The organism is Rhodopseudomonas sp. G2_2311, assembly GCF_047501505.1.
GTDB classification, from domain to species: Bacteria; Pseudomonadota; Alphaproteobacteria; order Rhizobiales; family Xanthobacteraceae; genus Rhodopseudomonas; species Rhodopseudomonas palustris_H.
This window is the reverse complement of the sequence record NZ_JAZDRK010000003.1, coordinates 343,344-369,819: the sequence shown is the minus strand read 5'-3', so window position 1 is coordinate 369,819 and position 26,476 is coordinate 343,344. Positions and strand designations below refer to the sequence as shown.

The window sequence follows — 26,476 nt, the reverse complement described above, 5'->3', positions numbered from 1 at the left end:
GGATCGCCGATGACAACAGAGATGCCCGGCACATGCCGGGCATCTCTGATTTGCTTTGCTCAGATCTCGCTGTCCAGCGGGCCCGTCACAAGATGGACAGCGCCTGCTCGAGATCGTCGGTCAGGTCCTCGACATCTTCGATGCCGATCGACAGCCGGATCAGATTGGGTGTGATCTGGCGCGCGAGCCGATCTTCTTCCGGCAGCGAGCCGTGGCTCATGGTCCACGGCTGCCCGACAAGGCTCTCCACGGCTCCCAGGCTCTCCGCTAACGCGAACAGCCTGAAGCGGCTCAGCACGTCGACGACCTGCTGTTCGTCGGCCTTCAGATAGGCGGCCACCATGCCACCGCCGCCGTCCATCTGGCGCACCGCGAGGGCGTGCTGCGGATGGCTGTTGAGCCCGGGATAGACTACCCGCTCGATCTTCGGATGGGCATCGAGCCAGCGCGCCACCGCCAGTGCATTCGAACTGTGGCGGTGCACTCGCAGCGGCAACGTCTTGATGCCGCGCAGCGCCAGGAAGCTGGAGAACGGATCGAGGATGCCGCCGGTGGCGTTCTGCAGGAACTGCAGCTTCTGCGCCAGCTCCGGATCGCGAACGACAATCGCACCGCCAACGATGTCGGAATGGCCGCCGATGTACTTGGTCACCGAATGCACCACGATGTCGATGCCGTGCTCCAGCGGGCGCTGCACCGCCGGCGACGCGAAGGTGTTGTCGACCACGGTGAGGACGCCGCGCTCGCGGCCGATCGCGGCGATCGCTTCCAGATCAGCCAAGCGCAGCGTCGGATTGCTGGGCGTCTCGATCCAGATGAAGGCGGTGTTCGGCTGGATGGCGTCGCGCAGCGCATCGAGATTGGCCGGATCGACATGGGTGATGGTCAGCCCGGCCGAATGGCTGCGCACCCGATGGAACAGCCGCCAGCTTCCGCCATAGAGATCGTCCGACGCGACGATGTGACTGCCCTGCCCGGCGATTTCCAACAGCGCCGCCTCGGCCGCAAGGCCCGAGGCAAAAGCGAAGCCGGCGTGGCCGCGCTCGGCGTCGGCGATCGCGGCCTCGAACGCGGCGCGCGTCGGGTTCTGCGAGCGCGCGTATTCGTAGCCCTTGTGCACGCCCGGCGCCGACTGAACGAAGGTCGACGTGGCGTAGATCGGCGTCGTCACCGCGCCGGTGGACGGATCGAAATGCTGGCCGCCGTGCACCGCACGGGTGTTGGCCCCGCGCTGCCGCAGGTTGGTGGTCTTATCCATATCAGTGCACCTTGCTACGCAAATGGTTGATCAGGTCGATCCGGGTGATCAGACCGAGGAAGCGCGAGCCGTCGACGACCACGACGACGTGACCACGGTCGAACACCGGCATCAGGCTTTCGAATGGTGCCGACGCCTCGACGGTCTCGACCCGCTTGCTCATCGCCGAATGCACCGGCTCGGCGAATTTGGCCGGATCCCCGATCGTCGCCATCAGCAGATCGGACTCGTCGATAATGCCGACGACGCGGTCGTCGACCAGCACCGGCAGTTGCGACACCTCGTAGAGCTTCATCCGCGAATAGGCGAAGTTCAGCGTATCCTCGGGAGCGACCGTGATCGAAGCGCCTTCGTCGTGGCGGCGTACGATCAGGTCGCGCAGATCGCCGTCGTGCCGACGTGGAACGAAGCCTTGATCGGCCATCCAGGTGTCGTTGAACATCTTCGACAGATATTTGTTGCCGCCGTCCGGCAGCAGCGTCACCACTCGCTTCGGCCTGGTCTGCTCGCGGCAATAGCGTAGTGCAGCCGCCAGCAGCGTGCCGGACGACGAGCCGGCGAGAATCCCCTCTCGTCGCAGCAGTTCACGCGCGGCGTGGAAGGATTCGGCATCGGTGACCGTGTAGCCACGCGCCACCAGCTTCAGCTCGGCATTGCTCGGTACGAAATCCTCGCCGATGCCTTCGACCAGCCAGCTTCCGACCGGGCCGGGCTCACGCCCTTCGACAACGTCGACCAGCACCGAGCCTTTCGGATCAGCCAGAATGATCTCGGTCGTCGGCGAGGCGCGCTGAAAGAACCGCCCGATTCCGGTCAGCGTGCCACCGGATCCGATGCCGCACACCACCGCGTCGACGCGGCGATCCATCTGCTCCCAGATTTCCGGCGCCGTGCCGTATTCGTGGGCCAGCGGATTGGCCGGATTGGCGAACTGATTGACGAACACCGCGCCCGGGGTTTCCGCGGTGATCTTCTCGGCGAGATCCTGATAGTAAGCCGGGTGTCCCTTGCCGACGTCGGAGCGGGTCATCACCACCTCGGCGCCCATCGCCTTCAGGTGCAGAACCTTTTCGCGGCTCATTTTGTCCGGGATGACCAGAACCAGACGATAGCCTTTGAGCGCGGCGATCAGTGCCAGACCGAGGCCGGTGTTGCCGGCGGTGGCTTCGACCAGGGTCCCTCCCGGCCGCAGCTCGCCGCTGCGCTCGAACGCCTCGATCATCGCCAGCGCCGGGCGATCCTTGATCGACCCCCCTGGATTCTGGCCTTCGAGTTTGGCGAACAACCGGCACGGGCCGGCATCCAGCCGGGTCAGTTGCACCAGGGGCGTGTTCCCAATCAGATCGATCAACGCCTTGGGCGAGCGATCCTTGGGTGTGGCAAGACGGGCCAGGCTCACGATGTATTCTCTCGATCTTCCGCGATTGCAGCTGGGGAACTTCGTCACCGCCGCGGATGCAGATCAAAGTGAGCCGCACGACTCTGCGGCGTCAATATGGGCAACACATTTCAGTAAGAACGCGATCCCCACCACAGCATCGGCAGCAAATTTGTATCGCGTAGCCGCACTGACGGAGATCTTGCTTCTGCCGCTGCTCAGCGACACGTCGCTTGCTGACAGCAACGATCCGCGATGGATCGCGTTCCGGAATCAGTCTGCCGTACCAAGCTGGAACAAGCGCGTGCCACAGAGGCAACGCCGTACCGGCCACGACGCGACGTAGCATCGATTTGATTGCCGGGTGATTTCGACAGAACGTGTATCATCTTCGGCGAGCGACAACGAAAGCCATTGCTCCGGCCGATCAGCTACGTAATCGATCATCCGCATTGCGCGCGGATATACGCTGATGAGCTGCGTGGGGCCATATGGGATCGCCATCATCGGAGTCCGAACCGATCAAGGTTGCAATTGCCACCGGCAACGGTGTCGGCGTCACCGAGCATTTCGGCTATGCGACCGACTTCCAGATCTGGGATGTCTCGACATCGACTCCCCGGTTGCTCGAGACCCGCCGCAACATCCCCGGCTGCGGTGCCGACCGCAGTGCGGCGCAGCAGCGCGATCCGCTCGACGTCTCGGTCGATCTCGTAGCCGACTGCCGTGCGGTCGTGGTCGCCAAGATCGGCGAATGCGGTGTCAATCGCCTTGCTGAACTCAACATCCTCGCGTTCGAGACCGATGACACCGTCGACAGCGTGGTGCGCGAACTGGCGGAGAGCAGTTTGCTGCGGGAGCGCTGCCCCGCATGACGATATCGTTGAACGCAAATGCCGATGCTTTGCAGCACGCGACACCTGCGTTCCCGGCGCTGGAAGGCCGGCATCCATGTTTCAGCACCACGTCGGAAGGCCATGCCGCCGCGGAGCGGCTCCACCTTCCGGTCAGCCCCGGTTGCAATATCGACTGCTCGTTCTGCAAACGCGACTTTGACCACCGCGATCACCGCTCGGGCGTCGCGACGCGGCTGTTGTCCCCGGAGGACGCCGAGGCAGTGGTCGAACGCGCGCTCGAACTCTGCCCCTCCCTTGCCGTGGTCGGGATCTCGGGCCCCGGCGAACCGCTGGCAACCGATCATGCGCTCGATACTTTCGTGCGAATTCGCGCCCGTTGGCCGCAACTGACGCTGTGCCTCTCGACCAACGGGCTGATGCTGCCATCACGGATCGAGGAGATCGCCGCGGTGGGGATCGAAACCCTCACGGTGACGGTCAACGCCGTCGATCCCGACATCCAGGCCACGATCACGCCCAAGATCGCGTGGCAACGAAGACGCCTCGATGGCCGCGCCGCGGCCGAGCGTCTGATCGGCAACCAGCTCGAAGGCATCGCGCTTGCCGCCGCGCTCGGCCTCACCATCAAGGTGAATACCGTGCTGATCCCCACCGTCAACGAGGATCACATCGGGGACATCGCAGCCGAGGTCGCAGCCGCCGGCGCGCGGATGATCAACATCATCCCGCTGATCCCGCAGCATCGTTTCGCCAATCTGCCGGCCCCGAGCCTGATGCGGCGCTACGTCGCCCGCGCCGACGCCGAGCGTCATTTGCGCGTGTTCCACGATTGCCAACCCTGCCGCGCCGACACCTGCGGCGCACTCGGGCTCAGCGATTACGCCGCCGCGCTTTACGGCGACGATCTCCTTGCCGAGCCGACCTTTTCGCACGGCTGACGCCGTCCCCCACACTCATTGGACAATTCTGGATAGGAGCCGACCATGGCCAACAAACTGAAGCAAATCGCCATCTACGGGAAAGGCGGGATCGGCAAGTCCACCACCACCTCCAACATCAGCGCGGCCCTGGCTGAAGCAGGTTACAAGGTGATGCAGTTCGGCGCCGACCCGAAGGCCGACTCCACCAACACGCTGCGCGGCGGCGCCTACATCCCGTCGGTGCTCGACCTGCTGGCGGAACGCCGCCGCGTCGATGCCTACGAGGCGATCTTTCAAGGGTTCGGCGGCATCTATTGCGTCGAGGCCGGCGGTCCGCAGCCCGGCGTCGGTTGTGCCGGCCGCGGCATCATCACCGCGGTCGAACTCTTGAAGCAGCAGCGAGTCTTCGAAGAACTCGACCTCGATTACGTGATCTACGACGTGCTGGGGGACGTGGTGTGCGGCGGCTTCGCCGTGCCTGTGCGCGAGGGCATCGCCGAACACGTGTTCACGGTGTCGTCGTCCGACTTCATGGCGGTCTATGCCGCCAACAACCTGTTCCGCGGCATCGAACGGTTCTCCAACTCGGGCGGCGCTCTGCTCGGCGGCATCATCGCCAATTCGATCAACACCGACTTCCAGCGCGACGTGATCGACGATTTCGCTGCGCGCACCGCGACGCCAATCGTGCAATACGTGCCACGCTCACTGACCGTCACCCAGGCCGAACTCAGCGGCCGCACCACCATCGAGGCGGCGCCGCAATCGGCGCAAGCCGACATCTATCGCCAGTTGGCGCGCCGCATCGCCGAGCACACCGAGTCCAAGGTGCCGACGCCGCTCGATCCGCAGCAACTTCGCGAATGGTCGAGCAGCTGGGCGGATCGACTGGTCGCTGCGGAGCGCACCGAAGCCGAGCGCGACCGCGCGGTCGCCTGACGCACCCTCACTCCACCCCTGGCAGCTTTGAAGAGGACAACGATGGCAACTCTCCTGTTCGCCGACGGACGCGAGGCGACCGCCGCGGAGATCGAAACAATCGCACGCGCGCATCGCATCGTGGTGGAGCATCGCCCGGTGCCGACGGCGCTGGCGGAAACACTGGCGCGACCGCTGCTCGACGACACCGCGGCCGCGACCGTGCTTGACGCACTGCCGCCGCGCCCGGAGTTTCCCTCGCGCGACCTGATCGTGCTGCATCCGGAGCGGCCGGATAACGAGCAGCTCGCCACCAAATTCGAAAACTGGCATCGCCACGCTGGCGACGAGATCCGCCACATCCTCGATGGGGCCGGCATCTTCGGCGTCATTGTCGAGGGGCAGCGCGCCGATCTTCACGTTGGGCCAGGCGATTTCATCGTGGTCCCGGCGGGCCTCGAGCACAATTTCCGCCTCACCGCCGCCCGCCGTATCAAAGCCGTGCGCTATCTCAGCGATGCCGAGGGTTGGTCGGCCGAGTTCACCGGTCGAGCGGCCTGACTCGGAACGCGACGGACTTTCCGCCGGGGACGACCAGCCGCCGGCAAGAACGATCGCTCCGGAGAACGCCACTCCGCGAGCGATTTGTTCTCCACCCAACTAATAGCGCAGCAGCATCTTTCAAACTGTTTGGCGGATGTTGTGTTCGATCGGAGAACGTCCTTAGATCGCGGAGTAGTTCGTTCCGCCGAACACGTCACTGACGGCATTCGTCCGTTCGTCACGCCCGGCGCGCGAGCAGACCATCCTCGATCAGGATCACTCCGTCGTCAGTTCGGTATGTCACGACCTCTCGATCATCTCGATATCAAGATCCTCCGGCTGCTGCAGGAGAACGCCACCCACTCGGTCGCGGACATCGCCTCCAAGGTGGGGCTGTCGTCGACTCCGTGCTGGAAGCGTATTCAGCGCCTGCAGATGGACGGGGTCATCACCGGCCGCGTCGCACTGGTTGATCAGGAAAAGATCGGGCTCGGGCTGTCAGTGTTTGTCTTCATCGAAGCCGGCGAACAGACCAAGGAATGGCAAGCCTCATTCGCCACAACGCTCCGCGGTATGCCCGAAGTGGTCGAAGTGTACCGGCTTGCTGGTGACTATGACTACGTCCTGCGCGTCGTTGTCGCCGACATGAAGTCGTTCGACCGGTTCTACCGTCGGCTGATCAAAACCGCCGAGCTGAAGAACGTCACCTCGCGGTTTGCGATGGAAAAGATCAAGGCGATCACCGCGCTCCCGGTGGTCCCACCGCCGCCGCAAGCCTCGCCATAACGGCTAGCCACACTGGAACGTATCGCTCCCCGCCAAATGTCGTTCGCGGCCTTGCGAAGGGCAAAACGGCAAGGCGATCCAGAAGTCCCCGAACGCTTCGCCGCCTCCCAATCAAGTTGACCGAGTTCCAAGGGGCGCCAGGGCAGCCCCTTGGAACGACCGCATCATGCAGCGTCCAGCGCCTGCGCCAGGTCGGCCAGAATGTCGTCCGGATGCTCGATCCCGATCGATAGCCGGATGAAGCCCGGCGTCACGCCGGCCGCCAGCTGATCCTCCTCACTGAGCTGCGAATGAGTGGTGGCGGAGGGCTGGATCGCCAGCGACCGCGCGTCACCGATATTGGCGACGTGATAGAACAGCTTCAGCGCCTCGATGAAGCGCTGGCCGGCCGCCTGCCCGTCGCGCAATTCGAACCCGATCAGCGCGCCGTACCCTCCCCGCATCGACGCGTCGGCGCGACGGCGGAGCTCACCGCTCTGCAGGCCAGGGAAATGCACCGCCGCGACTTTCGGATGGTCCTTCAGATAGTCGGCGACAACAAGCGCATTGGCGTTGTGCTGCTCCATCCGGATCGGAAGCGTCTCCAGCCCCTGCAAGATCTGCGACGCGGCGAGCGGCGCCATGCCGGCGCCGAGATCACCGAGCAGCTTCAGCCGCGCGCGGAGCGAAAACGCGATCGGGCCGAACGGCCGAGCAACATCAGTCCAGACGACTTGCGGATCGGCCGCATCGGGCGCCGTCAGCAGCGGAAACCGTTCGGCGTGCTGCTGCCAGGGGAAGTTGCCGCCGTCGATGATCGCGCCGCCGAGCGTGGTGCCATGACCGCCGATATATTTGGTGGTCGAGTACATCACGATCGCCGCGCCATGATCGAGCGGGCGCACCACGCCGGGAACGGCGGTGTTGTCCATCACCAGCGGCACCCCGAGCGAACGACCGATCGCAGCCACTTCGCGGATCGGAAACACCTCCAGCTTCGGGTTGGGTAGCGTCTCCGCATAATACAGCCGCGTCCGCGCATCGGTGGCGCGTCGGAAGTTCTCCGGGTCAGACGGATCGACAAACCGTGCCTCGATGCCGAGCTCGCGCAACGTGTTGTCGAACAAGATCCAGGTGCCACCATAAAGGCCGGTGGAGGTGACGAAATTGTCCCCCGCCTGCGCCAGGTTCAGGACCGAGAACGTCGACGCCGCCTGCCCCGACGCGACCGCCAGAGCCGAAGCGCCACCTTCGAACGCGGCCAGCCTGCTCTCCAACTCGCGCAGCACCGGATGGCTCACCGCCCGATACCGCGCATCCAGCCTCTCATTGCCGAACTGCAGCGGCGCGGCGGCACTTTCGTCGATGCGCGGCGAAGGACGGCGACTCACACCAGCACGGCCACGCGCGCCACGGAGAACGAATGTGCTGGGATGCAGCGGTTGAACAGCATGATTATCATCGAGAGTCGAGGCTTGCGCGAACATTTCACTTTCCAGCACGATTACTTGACTTCATGTGCTAACCGTATTCTCTGCAGGTGCTGTGAACAAGCTGCGTTCGAACACACTTGCTATTCCGTTGTCGGAAGTCTCAGGCGTCGCGACACATCTATATCGCGCCGCATTGCGCCGACGCAGCGCCGCCTCTTGCGTACGCCTCTTTGCAACGGCAGCAGCGCCACTGAACGATATGTCCGTCGCTGGACTTCCACCGATCGACTCCCTCTCTTCACCTCTATCGCCGAGGAGCGCACCGTCATGACCCAGCCACACGCCGCCAACTTCGAAACGCTCGCGGTCCATGGTGGTTCGTTCCGCGCCGATCCGGTCACCGGGGCGGTGGTGCCTCCGATCTATCTGACCACCTCGTACCAATTTCAGGACACCGAGCACGCGCGCCGTATCTTCGCGCTCGAAGAGATCGGCTACACCTATACACGCACCGTCAATCCCACCCGCGAGTTCCTGGAGCGCCGTGTCTCTGCGCTCGAAGGCGGCGTCGGGGCCCTTGCGCTTGCCACCGGCGAGAGCGCATCGCTGTACGCGCTGCTCAACATCACCCACAGCGGCGACAACGTCGTGCTGTCGCCCGACATCGGGACGGGACGCAATGCCGGTTTGGTCGCATCGCTGCGCCAGTTCGGGGTCGACGTCCGTTTCGCTGCCGAGACGGGATCGGCGGAGTCGTTCGCCGCGGCGACCGATGCACGTACCCGTGCGTATTATGTCGAAAGCCTCAGCGTGCCGCAGCTCCGTGCCTTCCCGCTCGCCGGCGCGGCGGAGGCGGCGCAGCAGGCCGGCGTACCGCTGATCGTCGACAATACCGCACTGCCGCTGTCATTGAGGCCGTTCGAGCACGGCGCAGCGCTGGTGATCTATTCGGCGGCCGAATATCTCGGCGGCCACGATGGTGCCCAAGGCGGCCTGATCATCGATGGCGGCCAGTTTTCCTGGGAGGCTCATGCCACCCGGCTGCCGACCCTCAGCGAGCCAGATGCGTCGTATCACGGCGTGGTCTGGACCGAGCTGGTGAAGAAATGGAACGCCAGCCCGTTCGTGGCGCGGACGCGGGCGCATCTGCTGCGCGATCTCGGCGCGGCGATCAACCCACTGGCGGTGTTCCAGATCATCCAAGGTGTCGAGACGTTGCCGCTGCGGCTGCGTCGGCAGACCGCCAGTGCGCGCGAGGTCGCGACCTATCTGGGCGCGCATCCAAAGGTGTCCGGCCTCGCCACCGGCGCTGCGTTGATCGCCTTCGATCTGCCCAGCGCAACCGCTGCGGCGCGCTTCACCGACGCATTGACGCTGTTTGATCCTGCCGCGACCTACGGTGGTGTCCGTAGCGCCATCCTCGACCGGGCTGCGGCCTCGCCGCGCGTCGTATTGTCGATCGGGCTCGAGCACGCCGGGGACCTCCTCGCTGATCTCGACTCCGCGCTCGCTGACGCCTGATCGTGACCGCGGCGGACGGGGCATACCGCAAGCTGGTAGCCGAGCGTCATCGCACGGCGCCTCGTCGACACTGGATTGCTTCTCCTCGCACGACGCGGCGCAGTTAGTTCTTTCAAATCGCAACGCACCGCGCTTTCGCGCTTGCGAACACCGTTTCCTCATGGCCATCTTCGCGCGCAACTGATCATCCTCACAGTTTCGTTCTTTGAAGGCGTTGCGCGCCGATGGCCATTAATCTTCGTAGTCCGTCCGCCGAGACCCGCGAGCAGCGTCTTGGTACCATCACCTCATGGGATGGCCCCGCCTCCCGCCTTGCCAACGAGTCCGCCTTCTCCCGCGGCGATTGCGGCCCCGGCTGCGGCGGCAAGGGCCAGCGCATCTGCGAATTGGATTCGCCGTTCTCGCAGGGCTCGACCTGCTCCGAGCAGATTGCTGAAAGCCAAGCCAGCAACGTTCGCGACGCAGTGCTGGTGCAGCATTCCCCGATCGGTTGCGCCGCCGGTCACATCAACAGCAACGCGTTCTTTCGCAACGGCCTGATGCGCCGCGGCTTGGCTCCGCGCAACGTCACCGGCTTGTCGAGCAATCTGATCGAACGCGACATGATCTATGGCGGCGCCGAGAAGCTGCGCGCCACTATCAAGGCCGCGGTCGAGCGGCACCAGCCCAAGGCGGTGTTCGTCGCCACCTCTTGCGCCACCGGCATCATCGGCGACGACGTCGAGAGCGTGGTGCGCGATTGCGAGGACGAGCTCGGCGTCCCTGTGGTGGCAATGTACTGCGAGGGCTTCAAGTCCAAGCATTGGAGCTCAGGCTTCGACGCCATCCAGCACGGCGTGCTGCGCCACGTCGTCAAGCCGAAACCGGGCCCGCGGCAGGACAACCTCGTCAACATCATCGTGCTGTGGGGCAGCGACGTGTTCACGCCGATGCTGGCGGAGCTGGGCCTCGAAGCCAACAACATCCTCACCGTCGCGTCGGTCGACGAGATCGCCCGCGCCTCAGAAGCCGCCGCATCGGCCACCTTCTGCTATTCGGTCGGCGGTTATCTCGGCGCTGCGCTTGAGCAGCAATACGGCGTGCAGGAGATCAAGGCGCCGCAGCCTTATGGCTTCGCCGGCACCGACGCCTGGCTGCGCGCGCTCGCGACAGCCACCCACCGGGAGGAGCTGGCCGAAGCCTATATCGCCCGCGAGCACGCCCGCGTCCGCCCGCAGATCGAGCGGCTGCGCGAACGGCTCAAGGGCGTGCGCGGCTACGTCGCGATGGGCGCGGCCTATGCACACGGCGTCATCGGCGTGCTGCGCGAACTCGGCGTCGAGGTGCCCGGCTCGCTCGTATTCCATCACGACCCGGTCTATGACAGCCACGACGTCCGCCAGGACTCGCTTGGTCACATGATCGACGCCTATGGCGACGTCGAGCACTTCAGCATCTCCAATCGCCAGCCCTATCAGTTCTACAATCTGCTGAAGCGCTCCGATCCGGATTTCATCATCATCCGCCACGGGGGCCTCGCCGGTCTCGCCTCGCGCCTCGGCGTGCCGGCGATCGCGCTCGGCGATGCTTCGACGGCAATCGGCTATCAAGGCATGATCGATCTCGGCGAGGAGATCGTCGATGCGCTGGCGCAGCGCAAATTCCACCAGGATCTCGCCGGTCATACCAGCCTGCCCTACAAGCAATGGTGGCTGGATCAGGCCGATCCGTATCTGCTCGCCCGGCAGAACGCCCCGCAAGCCGCCGGAAGTCGCGTCTGATGAGTATCACCCCGCTTCAAGTCCGTCGCTCCGGTCCTGTCCCTGTCGTTGCCGACGTCCCCGAAGAAGGCCCGATCGAGCAGGTTCGTTACGCCTGCGCACTCGGCGCCATGCAGACCGTGGCGGCGATCCCGCGCGCGATCCCGATCACCCATTGCGGTCCGGGCTGCGCCGACAAGCAATGCGGCGCACTCGCCTTCAACAACGCCTATCAGGGTGGCGGCTGGGGCGGTCTCGGCGTCGCGCCGAGTACCAACGCCACCCAGCGCGAAGTGATCTTCGGCGGCGAAGAGCGGCTGCGCGAGCTGATCAGCCACACACTGGAGCTGATGGAAGCCGATCTGTTCGTCGTGCTCACTGGCTGCATCCCGGATCTGATCGGCGATGACGTGCCGGCCGTGGTCAAGGAATTCCAGGCCAAGGGCGCTCCGGTGGTTTATGCTGGCACCGGCGGTTTTCGTGGCAACAACTACACCGGCCACGAGGTCGTCACCCGCGCCATCATCGACCAATTCGCCAGTGCGGATGCAGGGCCGCGGGAACACGGCCTCGTCAATCTGTGGGCACCGCTGCCCTACCAGGACCCGTTCTGGCGCGGCGATCTCGCCGAATTGAAACGGCTGCTGCAAGGCATCGGGCTGCGCGTCAACGTGCTGTTCGGCCCCGGTTCGGCCGGCGTGTCGGAATGGCGCGCAATTCCGCGGGCGCAGTTCAATCTGGTGGCATCGCCCTGGCTCGGCCTCGCCACCGCGCAGCATCTGGAAAGCAAATACGGCCAGCCGTATCTTCATCTGCCCGTGCCGCCGATCGGCGGCCGGCAGACCTCCGAATTCCTCCGCCAAGTCGCCGCCTTTGCCGGCATTCCGGACTCGCAGGCCGGTGCTTTCATCGCTGCGGAAGAGCGCGACTACTACGGCTACATCGAGGCGTTTTCGGAATTCTATTCACAGTATCGCTGGGGCCTGCCGGCGCGGTTCGCCGCCGTCGGCGATGCCGCCACCACACTGTCGCTGAGCAGTTTCGCGGTCCGTCAGCTCGGCCTGGTGCCGGCCTCGGTGGTGATCACCGACAACACCCCGCCCGAGCACCGCGACGCGATCCGGGCAGCGTTCGCCAAGCTCGACCACGACGTCGGCATCGAACCGGTGTTCGCCGAAGACAGCTACGCGGTGCATACCGCACTCCGCAGCGCCGATTTCGGCCGCAAGCCGCCGCTGATCTTCGGCACAACCTGGGAGCGCGACCTCGCCAAGGAGCTGCGCGGCTTCATTCTCGAAGTCGGTTTCCCGGCCTCTTACGAAGTCGTGCTGTCGCGCGGCTATGCCGGCTATCGCGGCGCTCTCACCTTGATCGAGCGCATCTACACCACCGCCATCAGCCGTAGCGCCTGAGCACTTCCCGACGAGACATCGTGACGTTCAATTCCCACCCGCCATACGATCCAACGAAGCCCACCGGAGCACGCTCCCGTGCCGGCATCACCCGTCGGCGTCTTTTGGGAACAGCGCTGGTCGGGGCGGCATCGCTGCTCGCCGTCGCCCCTGCTCGTGCCGAGGCTTACCGTGACTACCGGCGCACGATCTTCGTCGCGCGGCGCGGCATTGCCGCACTCGAAGCGATCGATGTCGATTCCGACACGGTGACCGGTACGCTTGAACTTGGTCTTGAACCGCGCGAGCTGCAGATCTCCCAGCGCGGCGGCCGCCTGGCCGCGATCGACTTGCGCAGTCCACGTCTCGTCAGTGTCGATCTGGCAGCGCAGAGCCGCCGCGACGTACCGCTGCCATTTATCCCGTCGCGGCTGCGGATCAGCCCCGACGGCCAGCGGCTGGCGGCATTCGACGATGCGCGCGGCACAATCGTGCTGCTCGACAGCACCGACGGCCGCGAACGCAGCCGGATCGACGGTCCGCGCGAGATCCGCGAGGCGATCTTCTCCGGCGATAGTTCATCCCTGCTGGTGGCAGCTGCGAGCGTCGGCGGTCTATCGACGTATGACATCGCGGCCGCGCAGCCTGTTCCGCCGGTCGAGGGGCCACCGCTGCACGCGCTGCTGCGCGCGCCGAACGGCCGCGAAGGCTTTGCGTTGACGGCCGAGACTCCGCGCCGCGTGCTGCACCTCGATCTGCGCTCGCGGCAGGTGCTGGCGAGCGTGCCCACCTCCGACCATCCCGTTCTGTTCGCAACCGGCACCGGCATCCAGTTGCTGGCGATCGATCAGCATGCGGGCACGCTCTCGATCCTGCCGTCGGAGCCGCTGCAGCCGGGCGGCGTCACGCTGCCGGCCGCGGCATCGACCGCCTATGCGGCCTGGTTCGATACGGTGGCGTTCGTGCCGGCGCCCGCCGCGCGCAAGCTGCTGATCTTCGACCTCGAGCGCCGCAAGGCCGCAGGCTCGATCGCTCTCGAAGGCGTGCCGGGTACCGGCGTGGTCACACCCGACGGCGATAAGCTCTACTTGCCGATCGAGGATCAGGGCACGGTCGCAGTAATCGACACCCATCTGCGCCAGCGCACGGCGTCGATCTCGATCGGCGCTGCGCCGGTCCAGGCGATCATCGCCGGCGGCTACGGCCTTTGCCATTGACCTCGCATCGGTGAGACTCGGGCCTCGGCCCCTTCTCGCGAGCCTGCAGCGAACGCACATGATCAACCATGCTCGCGTCGCGGAGGCGAATGGCATTCTCGCTTCGCTGCCGACAAGGAAAACTCCTGCTGGCAACCTTGACGTATGAGTGGTGCCATCATCGACGACCGTCAGTGGCGCATTGACGCCTTGCCTGAGTCATTCGATCGACACCGAATCCACAATCCGACTGCGAGTGACAATATGGCGACGGCACTGAACACCGGCCGAACATCGGCCCCCGCTCCCGAAGCAGCGCCCAAGCTGCGCTTCGATGCCCGCCGGTATCTCGGCACGACGCCCCTTCGGCGGATCAAGGACGAGGTCGAGATCGAACTCGCCGACCGCGCTTATCTGCCCGACCTGAACGACCTGAAGCGCGACTGGGTGGCGAGCGTCGCCGCACCGGCGTTCCGGGTGCTCGCGCGCAACCTCGCCACACCGCCGCGCGCATTCGCCTCGATCGGCACCGGCTCCGGCGTCGATGCGCTGGCGGCAATCGAATTGCTCGGCGCCGAAATCGTCGGCATCACCGACCTGTTCGACGAGGTGGTCGCCACCGCGGCGCGCAACGTGCGCGGCAATGTCCGCCCCGACGCGGCCATCACGTTGCACGCGGGCGCGGGCGACCTGCTCATCCCGCTCGCTTCCGCGGGTGTGAAGTTCGACGTGATCTACGAGAACCTGCCCAATCTGCCGGTCGACGACAGCCGCAAGATCGAAGCCGACAAGACCAGCGCCGCTTTCCTTGCGCCGCGTAGCGAAGACATCCCGGCCTTCATCACCGACTGGCTGCTGACGATGCACTACCTCGCGCTGGTGCAGGCGCGCGACGCGCTGACGCCGGATGGCGTCGTGCTGTCGACGGTCGGCGCGCGTGTGCCGCTCGACATTCTGGCGCAGATGTCGCGCGCCGCCGGGTTGGTGCCGCGCGTGCTCACTTATGGCTGGAAGGTGCAGGCCGACGCCGACGACGTTATCTCCACCTACGCGAATTGGGAACGCCAAGGCCTCGGCCCGTTCCGATTCTACGCAGCGGATGCGCTGGAGGCTGCGTTCGCAGATCTCGATCCCGGCGAGGCCGGCGCCAATGCCGCGACGATCGAGGCCAGCCTCGCCGGCGAACAGCTCGGCGCAGTGGCGGCGTGGGAGGCGCATCGCAACGGTCTGCGGATCGGCCACACCTACGTGGTGCTGCAATCGGGCCTGCGCTGAATGACCGCCTCCGATCAAGCCGGCCAGCTGCGATCGCTGGTCGCAGCGCTGCGGCGTTCCTTCGCCGATTCGAACGGAGCCGATGACGCGGCCAGGGTCGAGATCCGCCGTGTCGAGGCGCTGCTCGCCGCGGCCCCTCTGGAGGCTGCGGTTCTGCAGCCGACGCATCACCCGTTGACGCGGCACCTACCGGCAGTGCTCGATCTCGCCGAGGCCACAGCGCCCGAGGTCGCGGCCGCCCTCCGCCCGATCGCGCAGCAGCTCCCCTGGCGCTACGGCTATACGCCGCGTGACGATGCGCCCGGCCTCGAAGGCGCCATGGGCTGGGCCGAGCTGATCGGCCCGCTGGCGCCGATCGTCAGCCGCGAGGTCTGCTTCGGTCTCACCTTGATCGGCCCGCGAACTTACTACCCGCCGCACCGCCATCCCGCGGTCGAGCTGTATCGGATCGTGGTCGGCCATCCCCACTGGACAGTCACCACCGACACCGCACTGCGCCGGCCGGGCGATGCCATCCTGCACGCCAGCGACGTCGTCCACGCGATGCGCGCCGACGACGAGCCGCTGCTGGCGATCTACTCATGGACCGGCGACGTCGACACCCCGTCGCGGTGGGTGTGACAGCTCGCGGGAAGGATCTTCGCCAAAATAGGCAAGGTTCATCGCTGCTGGAGCGCGATCCTGGCATCGGCTCCGCGGAGGGTGCGGTACGCAAAGTCGGTGAGGTAATCGTTCAGCGCGAGCGATGCGGCGGCGGCGGCCTGCTCGTCGCCCTGGTTAATCGCTCTCAGCGTCGCCGAGTGCTTCTCGGACGCCACCATCAACTCTGTGGGGCGATCAGAAATGTTGGCGAACCAGAACCGTCGCGACAGGCCCTGAAGCGGAGCCATGCTCGAGGTCAGATATTCGTTCTGCGCCGCCGCAACGATGATCTGATGAACCCGCTTCAGCAGATCACCATACAGAACGATGTCGTCGGACTTTGCGACTTCGTCAAACTCCCGCGCCAATTCGAGCATCATCCGCTTCTGAACCGAGGTGGCGCGATGAACGCAGGTTCGCACCGCGAACTCTTCGACCACTCTGCGCAGTTCGAGCAGCTTGAGTTGGACCTCGACCGAGATCAACGGAATGAAGGCTCCCTTTCGCGGATGAATCTCGACCATCCGCTCCCAAGCGAGACGCTGCAGCGCTTCGCGCACAGGCGTGCGGCCGAAACCCGTCGCCTCCATCAACGTGACTTCGCTGACCATTTGGCCGGGCTTCAGCTCTTGAAACGTGATCATTCTCTCGATCACGTCGTAGACCTGCTCAGACTTATTAGTGTGCTCGGGCATCTATCTGCTGTCCGGTAAAAATCTGTCGCTTAAATTTGGCCTCCAAGAGAGCCGAGGCCATCGTCTTCGGCATCCGATGGACTGCGTTCGCGGACTCGCTCTGGCGCCGGGCCGATCATTGGCGGCCACCAGATCGCTGACCGGATGAACACCCGTCCGCATACCGCTGGCACGTTCATGGATGCGGACGGTGGACCGGGCCTCTCGTCGGAAGGCCGTTTCGGCCCGCGCTCATTGTCAGTTCCACCGCATCCCCTACCCCATCCCAATTTTCACGCGTGCGCAAAACCGCGGACCGTCGGCTTCAAGCCACTGGACTCTACTGCCATACCTGTAATATATCAGCATATATCATCGATATATCAATGGTCGATGAGGCTATAATTCGTTGAAAACGGGGAAACATTCATGGCTGAGGTTTTACAGGACCAACGCGCGGTCGGCGGAAACCAGAAATCCCGCAGAGCGGCCTGGGCCGCTCTGATCGGCACGGTGCTGGAGTGGTACGACTTCATCATCTACGGCACGGCCGCCGCCGTCGTCCTGAACAAGGTCTTCTTTCCCTCGACAGACCCCTACGTCGGAACGCTCGCCGTGTTTGCGACCTACGCGGTCGGCTTCCTCGCCCGCCCCTTGGGCGGCCTGTACCTCGGCTACCTCGGCGACCGATACGGCAGAAAGCGCGTTCTCGTGCTCACGCTCGTGATCATGGGCGCCGCCACGTTCCTGCTGGGCTGTCTGCCGTCCTACGCGCAAATTGGAATCTGGGCGCCGATCCTGCTTGTCGGATTGCGTCTGCTGCAGGGATTCGGCGCAGGTGGTGAGTACGCCGGCGCGGTGGTGCTGTCCGTCGAACACGCCCAGGAGGGCAAGCGCGGCGCTGCAGGCGCCTGGGCTCCGATGGGCTTTGCGCTGGCAACCTTGCTCGCCAACGCCGTGTTCTTCTCCGTCATTGCCTCGATGCCCGAAGACCAGTTCCTGCAGTGGGGCTGGCGCATTCCCTTCCTGTTCGGCGGCGTGTGCGTGCTGGTCGGTTACTTCATTCGCCGCGGTGTCGAAGAGCCGCCGGTCTATGAACGTGCCGTCGAGCAGGCGAAGACCCAGAAGATCGGTCTGTTCACGTCGATCAAACGCAACCCGCGCAGCTTCGTCATCGTGCTTCTGACGCGGATGGGAGAGAACGGCTTTGCGTATCTCTATCCGGTGTTCTGCGTCTCCTATGTGATCACGACGCTCGGGCAGCCACGATCGACCGCGCTGTGGGCCGTCATCATCGCCTCGATGGTCCAGGTCGCCACCATCCCGTTCTTCGGCGTGCTGTCCGACCGGCTCGGTCGCAAGACGGTGTATATTGCGGGAGCGCTGCTTTCGATGGCGTGGCTGGTGCCGTTCTTCCTCCTGCTCGACACCGGCGCCCCTGCCGCCATCATCCTGGGATTTGGCATCGGCCTCGGCATTGCGTATCCGGCGATGCTCGCACCGCAGGCTTCGTGGTACGCCGAACTGTTCGACACCCAGTTCCGGCTCTCAGGCTTCGCCTTCTCCCGAGAGCTCGGCTCGTTGCTTGCCGGCGGCGTCGCACCCTTCATCGCGACGGCGCTGGCCGCATGGGCCCATCATTGGTGGCCGATCGTCGCCTACATGTGGGTGCTCGGCATCATCACTTTGATCGGCCTTAAGCTTGGGCCGGAAACCGTCAGCAAGAAACTCGGATAAGTCGAGGAGCGTTCCGGCGCCGAGCCGGAACGCTCATTGCTCCCGCATCTTTGGAGATGGCCGATGAACGAACTCAGAAGCAACTTTGAGCCGGGTTCGACCCGGTGGGCCGTGCGTCGCGCGCAATGGCTGGCGATGGGCATCAAGGAGGAGGACTTCCACAAGCCCAAGATCGCGGTGGTCAATTCATCCAGCGGGCTCTCGGTCTGTTACCAGCACCTGGACGAGATCTCCCGGAAGGTGCAGCAGGCGATCCGCGACGCCGGCGGGCTCCCATTCGAAATCCGCACCGTTGCCCCGTCTGATTTCGTCACCTCCGCAGGCCGCAAGGCGCGCTATCTGATGCCGTCCCGCGATCTCCTCGTGAACGACGTCGAGGTCCAGGTCGAAGGTGCGGAATTGGACGGCATGGTCCTGCTCGCCTCCTGCGACAAGACCACGCCCGGCCAGTTGATGGCCGCCGGTCGCTTGAACATCCCGTCGATCGTCCTGGCCTGCGGCTATCAGCTCGGCGGCCATTGCGGCGGCAAAGACGTCGATATCGAAGATCTCTACAACGGCGTCGGAACCTACAAGTCCGGCCAGATCAGCTTGCAGGATCTGACCGACATGTCGTGTGCCGCGATCAAGGGACCCGGCGTTTGCGCCGGTCTCGCAACCGCCAATTCCATGCACTGCCTCGCAGAGGCGCTCGGCATGGCCCTGCCCGGCAATGCGCCGATCCGCGCTGGAGGCGAGCGGCTGTCCGACTACGCGGTGCAGGTCGGCCAGGCCATAGTGCGGCTCATCCAGCAAGACCTGAGGCCGCGGCAGATCCTGACCAAGGCGTCGATCCAGAACGGAATTCGTATCGCGCAAGCGCTGGGGCTGTCCGTCAACACGGTGCGGCATCTGACGGCGATCGCCATCGAAAGCCGCATCGAAATGGACGTCGTGGCAGAATACGAGGCTCTGTCGAAGGACGCGGTTCAGATCACGCAAGTGCGTCCCAACGGTCCGCATCGGATCGAGATGCTGGACGCTGCAGGTGGCGTGCGAGGCGCGATGAAGCAGCTCGCCAGCAAACTCGATCTCTCCACGATGACGGTCACCGGCAAGACCCTCGGAGAAAATCTCGCCGAGGCGCCCGCGCCGGACGAACGCGTGATCCGGCCGCTGTCCAACCCATTCCGCAACGAACCCGGCCTCATCATCATCCGCGGCAATCTCGCGCCGGACGGCGCGGTGGTGAAGCTGTCCGCCGTCCCGACCTCGGTCCGGCGTTTCGAGGGCGTGGCGAAGGTTTTCGAAGACGAGGACAAGGCGATCGCCGGCCTCAGCGACGGCTCAATTCAAAAGGGACAGGCGATCATCCTCCGGCACATGGGTCCGAAGGGCGGCCCGGGCACGGTGTTCGCGTGTTCGTTCATGGCGGCGCTGGTCGGCGCCGGCCTGTCGAGCGGTGTCGCGGTTCTAACCGACGGTGAGTTGTCGGGTCTCAACTCCGGCATCACCGTTGGCCAGATCATGCCGGAGGCTGCCGAAGGCGGCCCGCTCGCCGTTGTGGCTGATGGCGACCGTATCGCGATCGACCTGACCGCCGAAACGATCGAGCTGATGATCACCGAACAGGAACTCGCGACCAGACTAGCCGAATGGAAACCGCGGACGTTGCCGGCCGAATATGGCTGGCTCGCGCAGTACGCCCAGCTCGTCCAGCCGCTCTCGAAGGGAGCCGTGCTCGGCGATCGAAGCCGGCGCTGATAACGCAGCCGCAGCCGCGCCCCCGAGCCGCTAGTCATAAGCGAGGTTATTTTGATGGACTCCACATGCGTCAACATTCCGGCTTGGGAAATCCGGCACCGGATTTCCCTTGATGAGGCCAGCTCGCTTCCGTGCCTTGCGGAGGTCGATGTTCTCGTCGTCGGCGGCGGCGCATCCGGCGTAGCTGCGGCCACGGTTGCGGCAGAGTCCAATTGCTCGACCATCCTGGTCGAGCGCTACGGATTCTGCGGCGGCGCAGCCGTTGCAGGACTATCGGGGACGATCTGCGGTCTGTTTCTGGCCAGCGAGCAGAGCAAGCCGAAGCAGGTTGTCTTCGGGTTTTCCGAACGATTCAGATCCGAGCTCGCCAGACGTGGCGGCGTCACCCCGCCGCAGAAGTACGGCAAGACGTTCGTCGTCACCCACGATCCTCTCAAATGGCGTGAGACTGCCGACTCCCTGCTGACCGTCTCGGGCGTCAGGGTGCTGTTCCACACCGTGGTGGTCGCGGTGATCATGGACGGCAACCGCCACCTCGGCGTGGTGATCGAATCCAATGCCGGCCGCTCGGTCATCCTTGCCAAACGCACCATCGATGCATCCGGAGATGCGGCGGTCGTGGCCCGCGCCGGTCACCCGTGGCGGTTTGGCGATCAGGGCCGCATTCAGAACCCGACAATGTTCTTCCGGCTCGGCGGCGTCGACGTCGACCGTTTTGTCGCGCATTGGGGCGAAGACACGATCTCTCCGCCGGAGATCGTGGAGGCGCTCACAGCGGCCGATCGAAGGAACTACGATCTTCCCCGGAAGAAGATCTGGATCTTCCCGACCACGCAGCCCGGTGAACTGCTCGTCAACGCGACCCGGCTGTCGGCGCGTGACGGCTCGATGCTCAACGTCATCAATCCGGAGGATTGGACAGTCGCCGAGATCGATGGACGCCGCCAGGTTCGGGAGTACGCACGCTTTCTAGCCGCTCATGTGGAGGGGTGTGAACGCAGCTTCGTCATCGATACCGGCGTGGAGTGCGGCGTTCGGCAGACCCGCTCCATCGAGGGCCTTCAGACGTTGACGAATGAGGATGTCGTCGCGGGGACCAAACGGCCGGATTCGATCTGCCGCTCCCCCTGGCCGATCGAGCTGCACGCCGGCGACAAGCCGAAGCTGCACTGGCTGCTCGACGACTACTATGATGTCCCGTTTGGAGCGCTCATCCCTGCGGCCGGCGAAGACATCGTCGTTGCAGGCCGCTGCCTGTCAGCCGAACACGAAGCTCTCGCCTCGGCGCGCGTCACCGCTCAGTGCTTCGAATACGGCCATGCCGCCGGCGTTGCCGCAGCCCTGTCGATCTCGGACGACACTCCGCTGCATCTGCTCGAGCCGGCTGCGATTGCCGAACGGATGAAGAAAGCCGGCAGCGCTCTTTGATAATTCGGTGATATCGAAACGTGAGCCATTCGTGCTCGCGTTTCTTGCCGGCGAGTTCAAAACCTCTGCAACAGCCCGACGCCCATTGCTGAGTTAGGCCGGCGAAGCAAAGGACGCTGACGATCCTAGCCGCGCCCCTTCCGCCGGAGACGTACCACCAGATCGACCCGGCTGACCTCGTAGCCCTCAGGAATTTGAGGCAGCTCGCCGAGCTGAATGAGCGAGGCCGGGATGTCGATCAGCTCGTGCCGGTTTTCCAGATAGACGTGATGGTGGTCGCTGATGTTGGTGTCGAAATACGTCTTGCTGCCATCGACGCTGACACGGCGCACCAAGCCGAGCTCGGCGAAGTGATTGAGCGTGTTGTACACCGTCGCGAGTGAGATCTGGACCGAAGCGCCGGACGCCTCCTCGTACAGCATTTCCGCCGTGACATGACGGTCGCCGCTGCCGAACAGAAGCTGCGTCAGAACCAAGCGCTGAGCCGTTGGGCGCAGTCCGACTGTTTGCAAAAGATCGACCGCGCAGGGACGCGCGGGCCCCGGGGCAAGCTGATTGATGTCGACCGGCCGGATGTCGGCCGAGTCAAAGCGGCGGCTGTCGGGTCTGAAATTCACTCTGAGAATCCTCGTTTCGAAGACCACCATACGGAACAATTCGCTTTTGCGAATTGACCGCAGTCAAATCTTGGAAACGGGTCGCATTCGCCGATGATCGGGCCGTACCGCCTCCCGAGGATCATCCCAGTACCAATTGTATTCGTGCACTGGACTGAGGCACCTCCGTATTTGACGCGCATCAAGGAAACTGCCGACTTTTACGATCCAGACTAATAGTCACAAGCAACATACTCACTACAAAGATACCGCACTACTCAACCTCATCAGCGCTTTTGCGGACTATCGAGGTTGGCAAACTCTACACCTGGGTGACGCGAAGGAGCGCCTTTGACTGCCTGCTGTCGATCTGATTTCGCCTTCGATGGCCCCTGCGTCTCCGATTGCGCACGCGGCCTGAGCGGGCACCCCTCTCGCCTCCCATCAATCGCACCGAACGCCTTCTTACCGCGCCACACCGCAACCAAGCACGCCAGCCGGCAGGGTCTGGTACGGCGATGACCCGCCCGAACGATCACACTTCTGCATTCGTCTCGGTGCTACCGGGGCGGATTCGGTTGCGGCATCGGATGCTGCGGGATCGCTCCCGTTATACTGTGCTCGACGCACGATTGCGCACGCTGGTGGCGGTCGATGGCGATCCAGCGGTCGGCTCGTTCCTGCTGCGGTATGATCCAGCCGATACGGCGATGGAAGCGCGCATCCGTGCCGAGGTCGCAGCGGTGTGGGCGACGATGGCGCCGGCCGGGCCACCGGAATCACCAACCGCCGATCCAGAGGCCGCGCTCACCGCGCGCGATCCGATCGACCGTCTGCGACGCCGGGCACAGACCCGGTCGACGATCAATCGCGTCGCCAAAGTCGGCGCGCTCGCCGGCATGGCCGGCACCGTCGCGGCACTCGGCGTCAGCCGCAAACTCCATGCTCAGATGGGGATCGTCGCCATCGCGGCGACCCTCACCCACCTCGCGGTGCATTGGCGCCGCACATTCCGTTAGGTTCTCCGTGTCCGATCGTTCCGCCGCAGGCCTTCTGCGCTTCACGCATCATCTCGAGATTGCGCACCACCTGCCCGGTCGCATCCGCCTCAAACTGAAGGTCCCGCTCGACGGCGAGCTGATCGCGATGGCGGACGAAGCGAAGCGGTTCGGCAAAGCGCTGGCGAAGATGGACGGCATCCGCTCGATCAGCCTGAACCCGCTCGCGCGATCCTGCGTGGTCGAATACGACCCATCCGGAATTCCGCCCTCCGCCTGGCGCGACTTCGTCTCGGGCGACGCGACGCCGGAGGGCGAAACGCTGCGCAACAATCTGCACGGCCTGCTGGCCGGCTCATAGTTCGGAAGGATTTCATCATGCTCCCACTTCTGCGATTTGCATCCGGCATTCTCGTCGGCGTCGTCGGCGTGCACCTGCTGAAGCAGGCCAAAGCGCCGGAAGCCGTCAAGTCGTTCGCCCAGAAGGCCCGCAGCGGACTGGACAAGGCCGGCGAGGAACTGCGCGAAGCGACCGTCTCCGGCCTCAGCGCCGTCGAGAAATCCAGCGCCGCGCTTCGGTCGAAACTGTCCACCACCGCGGATAGCAGCGAAGCAGCGACAGACGCTGCGCCGAGCGTGGCGACAACCGACGCCGCATCGGCGCCGTCCGCCGACGAGACTGCCCCTAATGAAAAAGCGTAAAGCGAAGCAGCGCGCGGCGCCGCTCGCTGCCGAGGAAATCGCCACCAACTTCACCCGTGGCATGATCGCCGCGGGCCTGCTCGCAGCGATCCAGGACAGCCGCACCTCCGGCAAACCTCATGGCCGCAAGCTGCTGCGCCAGGCGTTGCAGGGCGGCGTCGCGCTGGCAGCCGGCGCGGCCGTCGCCGAAAGCATGCGCGATCAGGACTATTTCGGCGCGCTCAGCGCGCTCGCTGGCGGGGCGCTCGGCGCCCTAGCGTTGGAGACTCTCTTGGCGACCGAATTGGCGGCCGCGACCGAAACTTCCGAGGAGATTGGACTTGGCTAAGAAGAAGGGAAAGCGCGGCAAGGGCCTGAAGCGTCGCGAGATCGAGCAGTTGCTCGCCGGACAACTCACCCTCGCCGGCAACCGCCAGCGGCAAGGAATGCTCGGCAATCTCGGCGGGCTGCTGCCCAAAGGCCGCAACGAGCAGTTTCTGCTCGGCCTGCTGATCGGCGGCCTCGCGGCCTACGTGCTCTCCGAAGAGGAACTACGCAGCAAGCTGTTCAAGGGCGCGATCAAAGCCTACGCCAATATGATGGGAAGCGTCGCCGAGCTGAAGGAACAGTTCGCCGACCTCAGTGCGGAAGTCGAGGCCGAGCAGAGCGGCACCGTATGACCGATAACCGGTGGCTGTCGGCAGTCGAGGTCGTTCACCGCCTGCCCGGCCGCATCCGCCTGCGCTATCGGCGCCGCTCCAAGACATCTGACCCCGCTCTGCTCGCCGGCATCGTAAGGCTGATCGACGGCGTGACATCGGCGCGCGTCAATCCGCGCGCCGCGTCGCTGATCGTGTGTTTCGATCCGGCCCGCACAGACGCCGACACCATCGTCGCGACCATCGCGAACCTTGGGGCGTCGGAGGCAGGCACAAATCCGCGAAACGACGACGGCGGTTCGGACGTCGCCGCGACACTCGCCGTCCTGCTCGGAACGAGCACGCTGCCGATGCCGGCCCGCCTTCCGGTCAGCCTCGCCGCAGCGCTGCCGCTGCTACGTCACGCGGCGGCCGATCTTCGAACCCATGGTGTCACCAGCCACGTGCTGGAGGCGATGGCGGTGTCGATCTCATTGGCGCGCTCCGACTTCGTCGCCGCCAACACCACGACGTTCATCCTGGCGCTCGGCGAAGCCATCGAAGACTCCATCGCGCGCCGTTCCGACGATCTGCTCAAGCACCTGCTGCGCCCGACCGGCGAAGGCGTCTGGGTTCTGCGCGACGGCGTCGAAGTGCAGATCTCCGCCGACGAAGTGGCGGCCGGTGATGCCGTGGTGGTCGGCGCCGGCGCGGTCGTTCCGGTCGACGGCACCGTTCTGTCCGGCGAAGCCACGGTCAATGAGGCGGCGATGACCGGCGAGAGCGCGCCGGTGGTCAAGAGCCGCGGCTGCAAAGTTCTGTCCGGCACCATGCTCGAGGACGGTCGCCTGACGATCTATGCCGAGCAGGTCGGTCGCCGGACCGCCGCCGCGCGGATCGCCGACTATGTCGAGCAATCGCTGACGGCGAAAAGCGAGGCACAGATCGAAGCCGCCCGCCTCGCCGATCGTCTCGTCCCCACCGTCCTGAAGCTCGCCGGTTTCTCCGTGCTGCTCACCGGTGACTGGCGCTCGGCCGCCTCGGTGCTGCAGGCGGACTATTCCTGCGCCCTGAAGCTGGCGACGCCGGTCGCGTTCAAATCCGCGATGTATCATGCCGGCCGGATCGGCATTCTGGTCAAGGGCGCGAGCGCGCTGGAACGCCTCGCCCAGGCAGACACCTTCATCTTCGACAAAACCGGCACGCTGACCAGCGGCACCTTGGAGGTGACGGACTCGATCACCTTCGACTCCGCCTACAGCGCCGACGACCTGATCTACATGGCCGCCTCGGTCGAAGAACACTACTTTCATCCCTTGGCGCTCGCAGTCGTGAATGCCGCCAAGGCGCGGCACGGCCATCATTTCGATCATGCGGAGGTCGAATTCATCGTGGCCCACGGCGTCGCCAGCGTCATCAATGGTGAGCGCATCGTCGTCGGCTCGCGCCATTTCGTCGAAGAGGACGAAGGCATCGATATCTCGCTGCATCGAGATCCAATCGATCGACTATATCGCGAAGGCAAAACGCTGCTGTTCATCGGCTTCGGCGGTCGTCTGCTCGGCGTCCTCGGACTGAAAGACACCATCCGCCCGACCAGCGCTGCGACCATCGCACGGCTGCGCCGCGCCGGCGCCAAACGCATCCTGCTGCTGACCGGCGATCACCGCGACCGCGCGGCCGAAATGGCGCAGGAGCTCGGGCTCGACGGCTTTCATGCCGAGCTGCTGCCGACCGACAAGGCCGCGATCATCGCCGACCTGAATGCCAGGGGCGCCAAGATTGCGTTCGTCGGCGACGGCATCAACGACGCGCCGGCGCTGGCCGGCGCCCATGTCGGCATCGCCATGCACAAGGGTGCGGATATCGCGCGGCTCACCGCCGACATCGCCCTGCTCGAAGACGGCGTCGATCGCGTCGCCGACGCCAAGGAACTCGCCAACCGCGCGATGGCGCGGATCGCCAGCAACTACAAACTGACGGTCGGCCTCAACACCACGATCCTCGGGCTCGCAGCGATGGGCGTGCTGGCCCCGATCACCACCGCAGTCCTGCACAACGGCACGACGATCGGAATCCTGCTGAACGCACTCAGGAATACCCTGCCGAGGGTCGCGGCCCCGCGAGTTGGAGACCGCTAAGCCT

The 26,476-nt window shown here is 64.9% G+C and carries 26 protein-coding genes; 21 read left to right on the top strand and 5 right to left on the bottom strand.

All coding sequences use genetic code 11. The annotated features are described in order from the left end of the window. Positions 1-85 precede the first annotated feature (85 nt). Together VRZ08_RS07145 and VRZ08_RS07140 are read right to left on the bottom strand one after the other, a co-directional pair. Positions 86-1,258: a trans-sulfuration enzyme family protein gene (locus tag VRZ08_RS07145; RefSeq protein ID WP_164636995.1), complete on the bottom strand. Its 1,173-nt coding sequence runs from the start codon at positions 1,256-1,258 to the stop codon at positions 86-88. 1 nt (position 1,259) lies between these two features. Then, entirely contained in the window at positions 1,260-2,657 is a 1,398-nt protein-coding gene (locus tag VRZ08_RS07140) for a pyridoxal-phosphate dependent enzyme (protein ID WP_107344280.1), read from the bottom strand. 1 nt (position 2,658) lies between these two features. Between VRZ08_RS07140 and VRZ08_RS07135 the strand changes: the two genes are divergently transcribed. The 6 genes from VRZ08_RS07135 (at position 2,659) to VRZ08_RS07110 (ending at position 6,660) form a co-directional block, all read left to right on the top strand. Beyond that, positions 2,659-2,982: a hypothetical protein gene (locus VRZ08_RS07135; RefSeq protein WP_414532104.1), complete on the top strand. Its 324-nt coding sequence runs from the start codon at positions 2,659-2,661 to the stop codon at positions 2,980-2,982. A 145-nt stretch (positions 2,983-3,127) separates the two neighbouring features. After that, positions 3,128-3,511, top strand: coding sequence for a NifB/NifX family molybdenum-iron cluster-binding protein (locus VRZ08_RS07130; RefSeq protein ID WP_107344279.1), 384 nt, complete (start codon positions 3,128-3,130; stop codon positions 3,509-3,511). Beyond that, positions 3,508-4,431 carry a radical SAM protein gene (locus VRZ08_RS07125; RefSeq protein WP_414532103.1) on the top strand — a complete coding sequence of 308 codons (924 nt, stop codon included), beginning with the start codon at positions 3,508-3,510 and terminating at the stop codon, positions 4,429-4,431. The genes VRZ08_RS07130 and VRZ08_RS07125 overlap by 4 nt, the downstream gene beginning before the upstream one ends. 45 nt (positions 4,432-4,476) lie before the next feature. Continuing rightward, complete coding sequence (locus tag VRZ08_RS07120) at positions 4,477-5,352, top strand: AAA family ATPase (RefSeq protein WP_346297398.1); 876 nt, start codon at positions 4,477-4,479, stop codon at positions 5,350-5,352. A 42-nt stretch (positions 5,353-5,394) separates the two neighbouring features. Continuing rightward, positions 5,395-5,892 (top strand): cupin domain-containing protein, encoded by a 498-nt coding sequence (locus VRZ08_RS07115; RefSeq protein ID WP_346297397.1) that lies wholly within the window; start codon positions 5,395-5,397, stop codon positions 5,890-5,892. 279 nt (positions 5,893-6,171) lie between these two features. Then, complete coding sequence (locus VRZ08_RS07110; protein WP_107344275.1) at positions 6,172-6,660, top strand: Lrp/AsnC family transcriptional regulator; 489 nt, start codon at positions 6,172-6,174, stop codon at positions 6,658-6,660. 164 nt (positions 6,661-6,824) lie between these two features. Here VRZ08_RS07110 and VRZ08_RS07105 read toward each other — a convergent pair whose 3' ends face one another. Continuing rightward, entirely contained in the window at positions 6,825-8,126 is a 1,302-nt protein-coding gene (locus VRZ08_RS07105) for an O-acetylhomoserine aminocarboxypropyltransferase/cysteine synthase family protein (RefSeq protein WP_414532102.1), read from the bottom strand. Positions 8,127-8,399: 273 nt separating this feature from the next. Between VRZ08_RS07105 and VRZ08_RS07100 the strand changes: the two genes are divergently transcribed. From VRZ08_RS07100 to VRZ08_RS07075, 6 genes are all read left to right on the top strand, one after another. Continuing rightward, entirely contained in the window at positions 8,400-9,593 is a 1,194-nt protein-coding gene (locus tag VRZ08_RS07100; protein WP_414532101.1) for a PLP-dependent transferase, read from the top strand. A 224-nt stretch (positions 9,594-9,817) separates the two neighbouring features. Continuing rightward, positions 9,818-11,353, top strand: a complete 1,536-nt coding sequence (locus tag VRZ08_RS07095) for a nitrogenase component 1 (RefSeq protein ID WP_414532100.1) — start codon at positions 9,818-9,820, stop codon at positions 11,351-11,353. Continuing rightward, positions 11,353-12,744, top strand: coding sequence for a nitrogenase component 1 (locus VRZ08_RS07090; RefSeq protein ID WP_414532099.1), 1,392 nt, complete (start codon positions 11,353-11,355; stop codon positions 12,742-12,744). Before VRZ08_RS07095 ends, VRZ08_RS07090 begins: the two co-directional genes overlap by 1 nt. 20 nt (positions 12,745-12,764) lie before the next feature. Further along, positions 12,765-13,940: a hypothetical protein gene (locus VRZ08_RS07085; RefSeq protein WP_414532098.1), complete on the top strand. Its 1,176-nt coding sequence runs from the start codon at positions 12,765-12,767 to the stop codon at positions 13,938-13,940. Positions 13,941-14,183: 243 nt separating this feature from the next. After that, on the top strand, positions 14,184-15,194 hold the full coding sequence (locus VRZ08_RS07080) for a hypothetical protein (protein ID WP_414532097.1): 1,011 nt from the start codon (positions 14,184-14,186) through the stop codon (positions 15,192-15,194). Continuing rightward, positions 15,195-15,815 carry a dimethylsulfonioproprionate lyase family protein gene (locus VRZ08_RS07075; protein WP_414532096.1) on the top strand — a complete coding sequence of 207 codons (621 nt, stop codon included), beginning with the start codon at positions 15,195-15,197 and terminating at the stop codon, positions 15,813-15,815. A gap of 38 nt (positions 15,816-15,853) precedes the next feature. Here VRZ08_RS07075 and VRZ08_RS07070 read toward each other — a convergent pair whose 3' ends face one another. Continuing rightward, positions 15,854-16,531, bottom strand: a complete 678-nt coding sequence (locus VRZ08_RS07070; RefSeq protein ID WP_107355437.1) for a GntR family transcriptional regulator — start codon at positions 16,529-16,531, stop codon at positions 15,854-15,856. 408 nt (positions 16,532-16,939) lie between these two features. Here VRZ08_RS07070 and VRZ08_RS07065 point away from each other — a divergent pair, with 408 nt between their 5' ends. From VRZ08_RS07065 to VRZ08_RS07055, 3 genes are all read left to right on the top strand, one after another. Next, entirely contained in the window at positions 16,940-18,247 is a 1,308-nt protein-coding gene (locus VRZ08_RS07065; RefSeq protein WP_230759786.1) for an MFS transporter, read from the top strand. A gap of 63 nt (positions 18,248-18,310) precedes the next feature. Continuing rightward, positions 18,311-19,990 carry a dihydroxy-acid dehydratase gene (locus tag VRZ08_RS07060; RefSeq protein WP_230759784.1) on the top strand — a complete coding sequence of 560 codons (1,680 nt, stop codon included), beginning with the start codon at positions 18,311-18,313 and terminating at the stop codon, positions 19,988-19,990. A gap of 54 nt (positions 19,991-20,044) precedes the next feature. Continuing rightward, complete coding sequence (locus VRZ08_RS07055) at positions 20,045-21,418, top strand: FAD-dependent oxidoreductase (RefSeq protein WP_414532095.1); 1,374 nt, start codon at positions 20,045-20,047, stop codon at positions 21,416-21,418. A 125-nt stretch (positions 21,419-21,543) separates the two neighbouring features. On the opposite strand, the gene irrA is transcribed toward VRZ08_RS07055, so the two are convergent. Beyond that, positions 21,544-22,035, bottom strand: a complete 492-nt coding sequence (gene irrA, locus VRZ08_RS07050; RefSeq protein ID WP_414532184.1) for an iron response transcriptional regulator IrrA — start codon at positions 22,033-22,035, stop codon at positions 21,544-21,546. Positions 22,036-22,532: 497 nt separating this feature from the next. Here irrA and VRZ08_RS07045 point away from each other — a divergent pair, with 497 nt between their 5' ends. Genes VRZ08_RS07045 through VRZ08_RS07020 form a run of 6 tightly spaced genes read left to right on the top strand, consistent with a single transcriptional unit; the run spans position 22,533 to position 26,472 of the window. Next, positions 22,533-23,033: a hypothetical protein gene (locus VRZ08_RS07045; RefSeq protein ID WP_414532094.1), complete on the top strand. Its 501-nt coding sequence runs from the start codon at positions 22,533-22,535 to the stop codon at positions 23,031-23,033. Between the two features lie 7 nt (positions 23,034-23,040). Next, positions 23,041-23,373, top strand: a complete 333-nt coding sequence (locus VRZ08_RS07040) for an HMA2 domain-containing protein (RefSeq protein WP_107355432.1) — start codon at positions 23,041-23,043, stop codon at positions 23,371-23,373. Between the two features lie 17 nt (positions 23,374-23,390). Further along, positions 23,391-23,714, top strand: a complete 324-nt coding sequence (locus tag VRZ08_RS07035; protein ID WP_414532093.1) for a hypothetical protein — start codon at positions 23,391-23,393, stop codon at positions 23,712-23,714. Next, positions 23,701-24,042, top strand: a complete 342-nt coding sequence (locus tag VRZ08_RS07030) for a hypothetical protein (protein WP_414532092.1) — start codon at positions 23,701-23,703, stop codon at positions 24,040-24,042. The genes VRZ08_RS07035 and VRZ08_RS07030 overlap by 14 nt, the downstream gene beginning before the upstream one ends. Next, positions 24,035-24,373 carry a hypothetical protein gene (locus tag VRZ08_RS07025; protein ID WP_011157887.1) on the top strand — a complete coding sequence of 113 codons (339 nt, stop codon included), beginning with the start codon at positions 24,035-24,037 and terminating at the stop codon, positions 24,371-24,373. Before VRZ08_RS07030 ends, VRZ08_RS07025 begins: the two co-directional genes overlap by 8 nt. Continuing rightward, the gene (locus VRZ08_RS07020) at positions 24,370-26,472 is read left to right on the top strand and encodes a heavy metal translocating P-type ATPase (protein ID WP_414532091.1); all 2,103 of its coding nucleotides are present in this window, start codon (positions 24,370-24,372) and stop codon (positions 26,470-26,472) included. The genes VRZ08_RS07025 and VRZ08_RS07020 overlap by 4 nt, the downstream gene beginning before the upstream one ends. Positions 26,473-26,476: the final 4 nt, after the last annotated feature.

Excerpts from the sequence above, each read along its gene's own strand:
- VRZ08_RS07145 (WP_164636995.1), bottom strand. The coding sequence starts at position 1,258 with ATGGATAAGACCACCAACCTGCGGCAGCGCGGGGCCAACACCCGTGCG.
- VRZ08_RS07135 (WP_414532104.1), top strand. The coding sequence starts at position 2,659 with ATGTATTCTCTCGATCTTCCGCGATTGCAGCTGGGGAACTTCGTCACC.
- VRZ08_RS07130 (WP_107344279.1), top strand. The coding sequence starts at position 3,128 with ATGGGATCGCCATCATCGGAGTCCGAACCGATCAAGGTTGCAATTGCC.
- VRZ08_RS07125 (WP_414532103.1), top strand. The coding sequence starts at position 3,508 with ATGACGATATCGTTGAACGCAAATGCCGATGCTTTGCAGCACGCGACA.
- VRZ08_RS07120 (WP_346297398.1), top strand. The coding sequence starts at position 4,477 with ATGGCCAACAAACTGAAGCAAATCGCCATCTACGGGAAAGGCGGGATC.
- VRZ08_RS07115 (WP_346297397.1), top strand. The coding sequence starts at position 5,395 with ATGGCAACTCTCCTGTTCGCCGACGGACGCGAGGCGACCGCCGCGGAG.
- VRZ08_RS07110 (WP_107344275.1), top strand. The coding sequence starts at position 6,172 with ATGTCACGACCTCTCGATCATCTCGATATCAAGATCCTCCGGCTGCTG.
- VRZ08_RS07105 (WP_414532102.1), bottom strand. The coding sequence starts at position 8,126 with ATGTTCGCGCAAGCCTCGACTCTCGATGATAATCATGCTGTTCAACCG.
- VRZ08_RS07100 (WP_414532101.1), top strand. The coding sequence starts at position 8,400 with ATGACCCAGCCACACGCCGCCAACTTCGAAACGCTCGCGGTCCATGGT.
- VRZ08_RS07095 (WP_414532100.1), top strand. The coding sequence starts at position 9,818 with ATGGCCATTAATCTTCGTAGTCCGTCCGCCGAGACCCGCGAGCAGCGT.
- VRZ08_RS07090 (WP_414532099.1), top strand. The coding sequence starts at position 11,353 with ATGAGTATCACCCCGCTTCAAGTCCGTCGCTCCGGTCCTGTCCCTGTC.
- VRZ08_RS07080 (WP_414532097.1), top strand. The coding sequence starts at position 14,184 with ATGGCGACGGCACTGAACACCGGCCGAACATCGGCCCCCGCTCCCGAA.
- VRZ08_RS07075 (WP_414532096.1), top strand. The coding sequence starts at position 15,195 with ATGACCGCCTCCGATCAAGCCGGCCAGCTGCGATCGCTGGTCGCAGCG.
- VRZ08_RS07070 (WP_107355437.1), bottom strand. The coding sequence starts at position 16,531 with ATGCCCGAGCACACTAATAAGTCTGAGCAGGTCTACGACGTGATCGAG.
- VRZ08_RS07065 (WP_230759786.1), top strand. The coding sequence starts at position 16,940 with ATGGCTGAGGTTTTACAGGACCAACGCGCGGTCGGCGGAAACCAGAAA.
- VRZ08_RS07060 (WP_230759784.1), top strand. The coding sequence starts at position 18,311 with ATGAACGAACTCAGAAGCAACTTTGAGCCGGGTTCGACCCGGTGGGCC.
- VRZ08_RS07055 (WP_414532095.1), top strand. The coding sequence starts at position 20,045 with ATGGACTCCACATGCGTCAACATTCCGGCTTGGGAAATCCGGCACCGG.
- VRZ08_RS07045 (WP_414532094.1), top strand. The coding sequence starts at position 22,533 with ATGACCCGCCCGAACGATCACACTTCTGCATTCGTCTCGGTGCTACCG.
- VRZ08_RS07035 (WP_414532093.1), top strand. The coding sequence starts at position 23,391 with ATGCTCCCACTTCTGCGATTTGCATCCGGCATTCTCGTCGGCGTCGTC.
- VRZ08_RS07030 (WP_414532092.1), top strand. The coding sequence starts at position 23,701 with ATGAAAAAGCGTAAAGCGAAGCAGCGCGCGGCGCCGCTCGCTGCCGAG.
- VRZ08_RS07020 (WP_414532091.1), top strand. The coding sequence starts at position 24,370 with ATGACCGATAACCGGTGGCTGTCGGCAGTCGAGGTCGTTCACCGCCTG.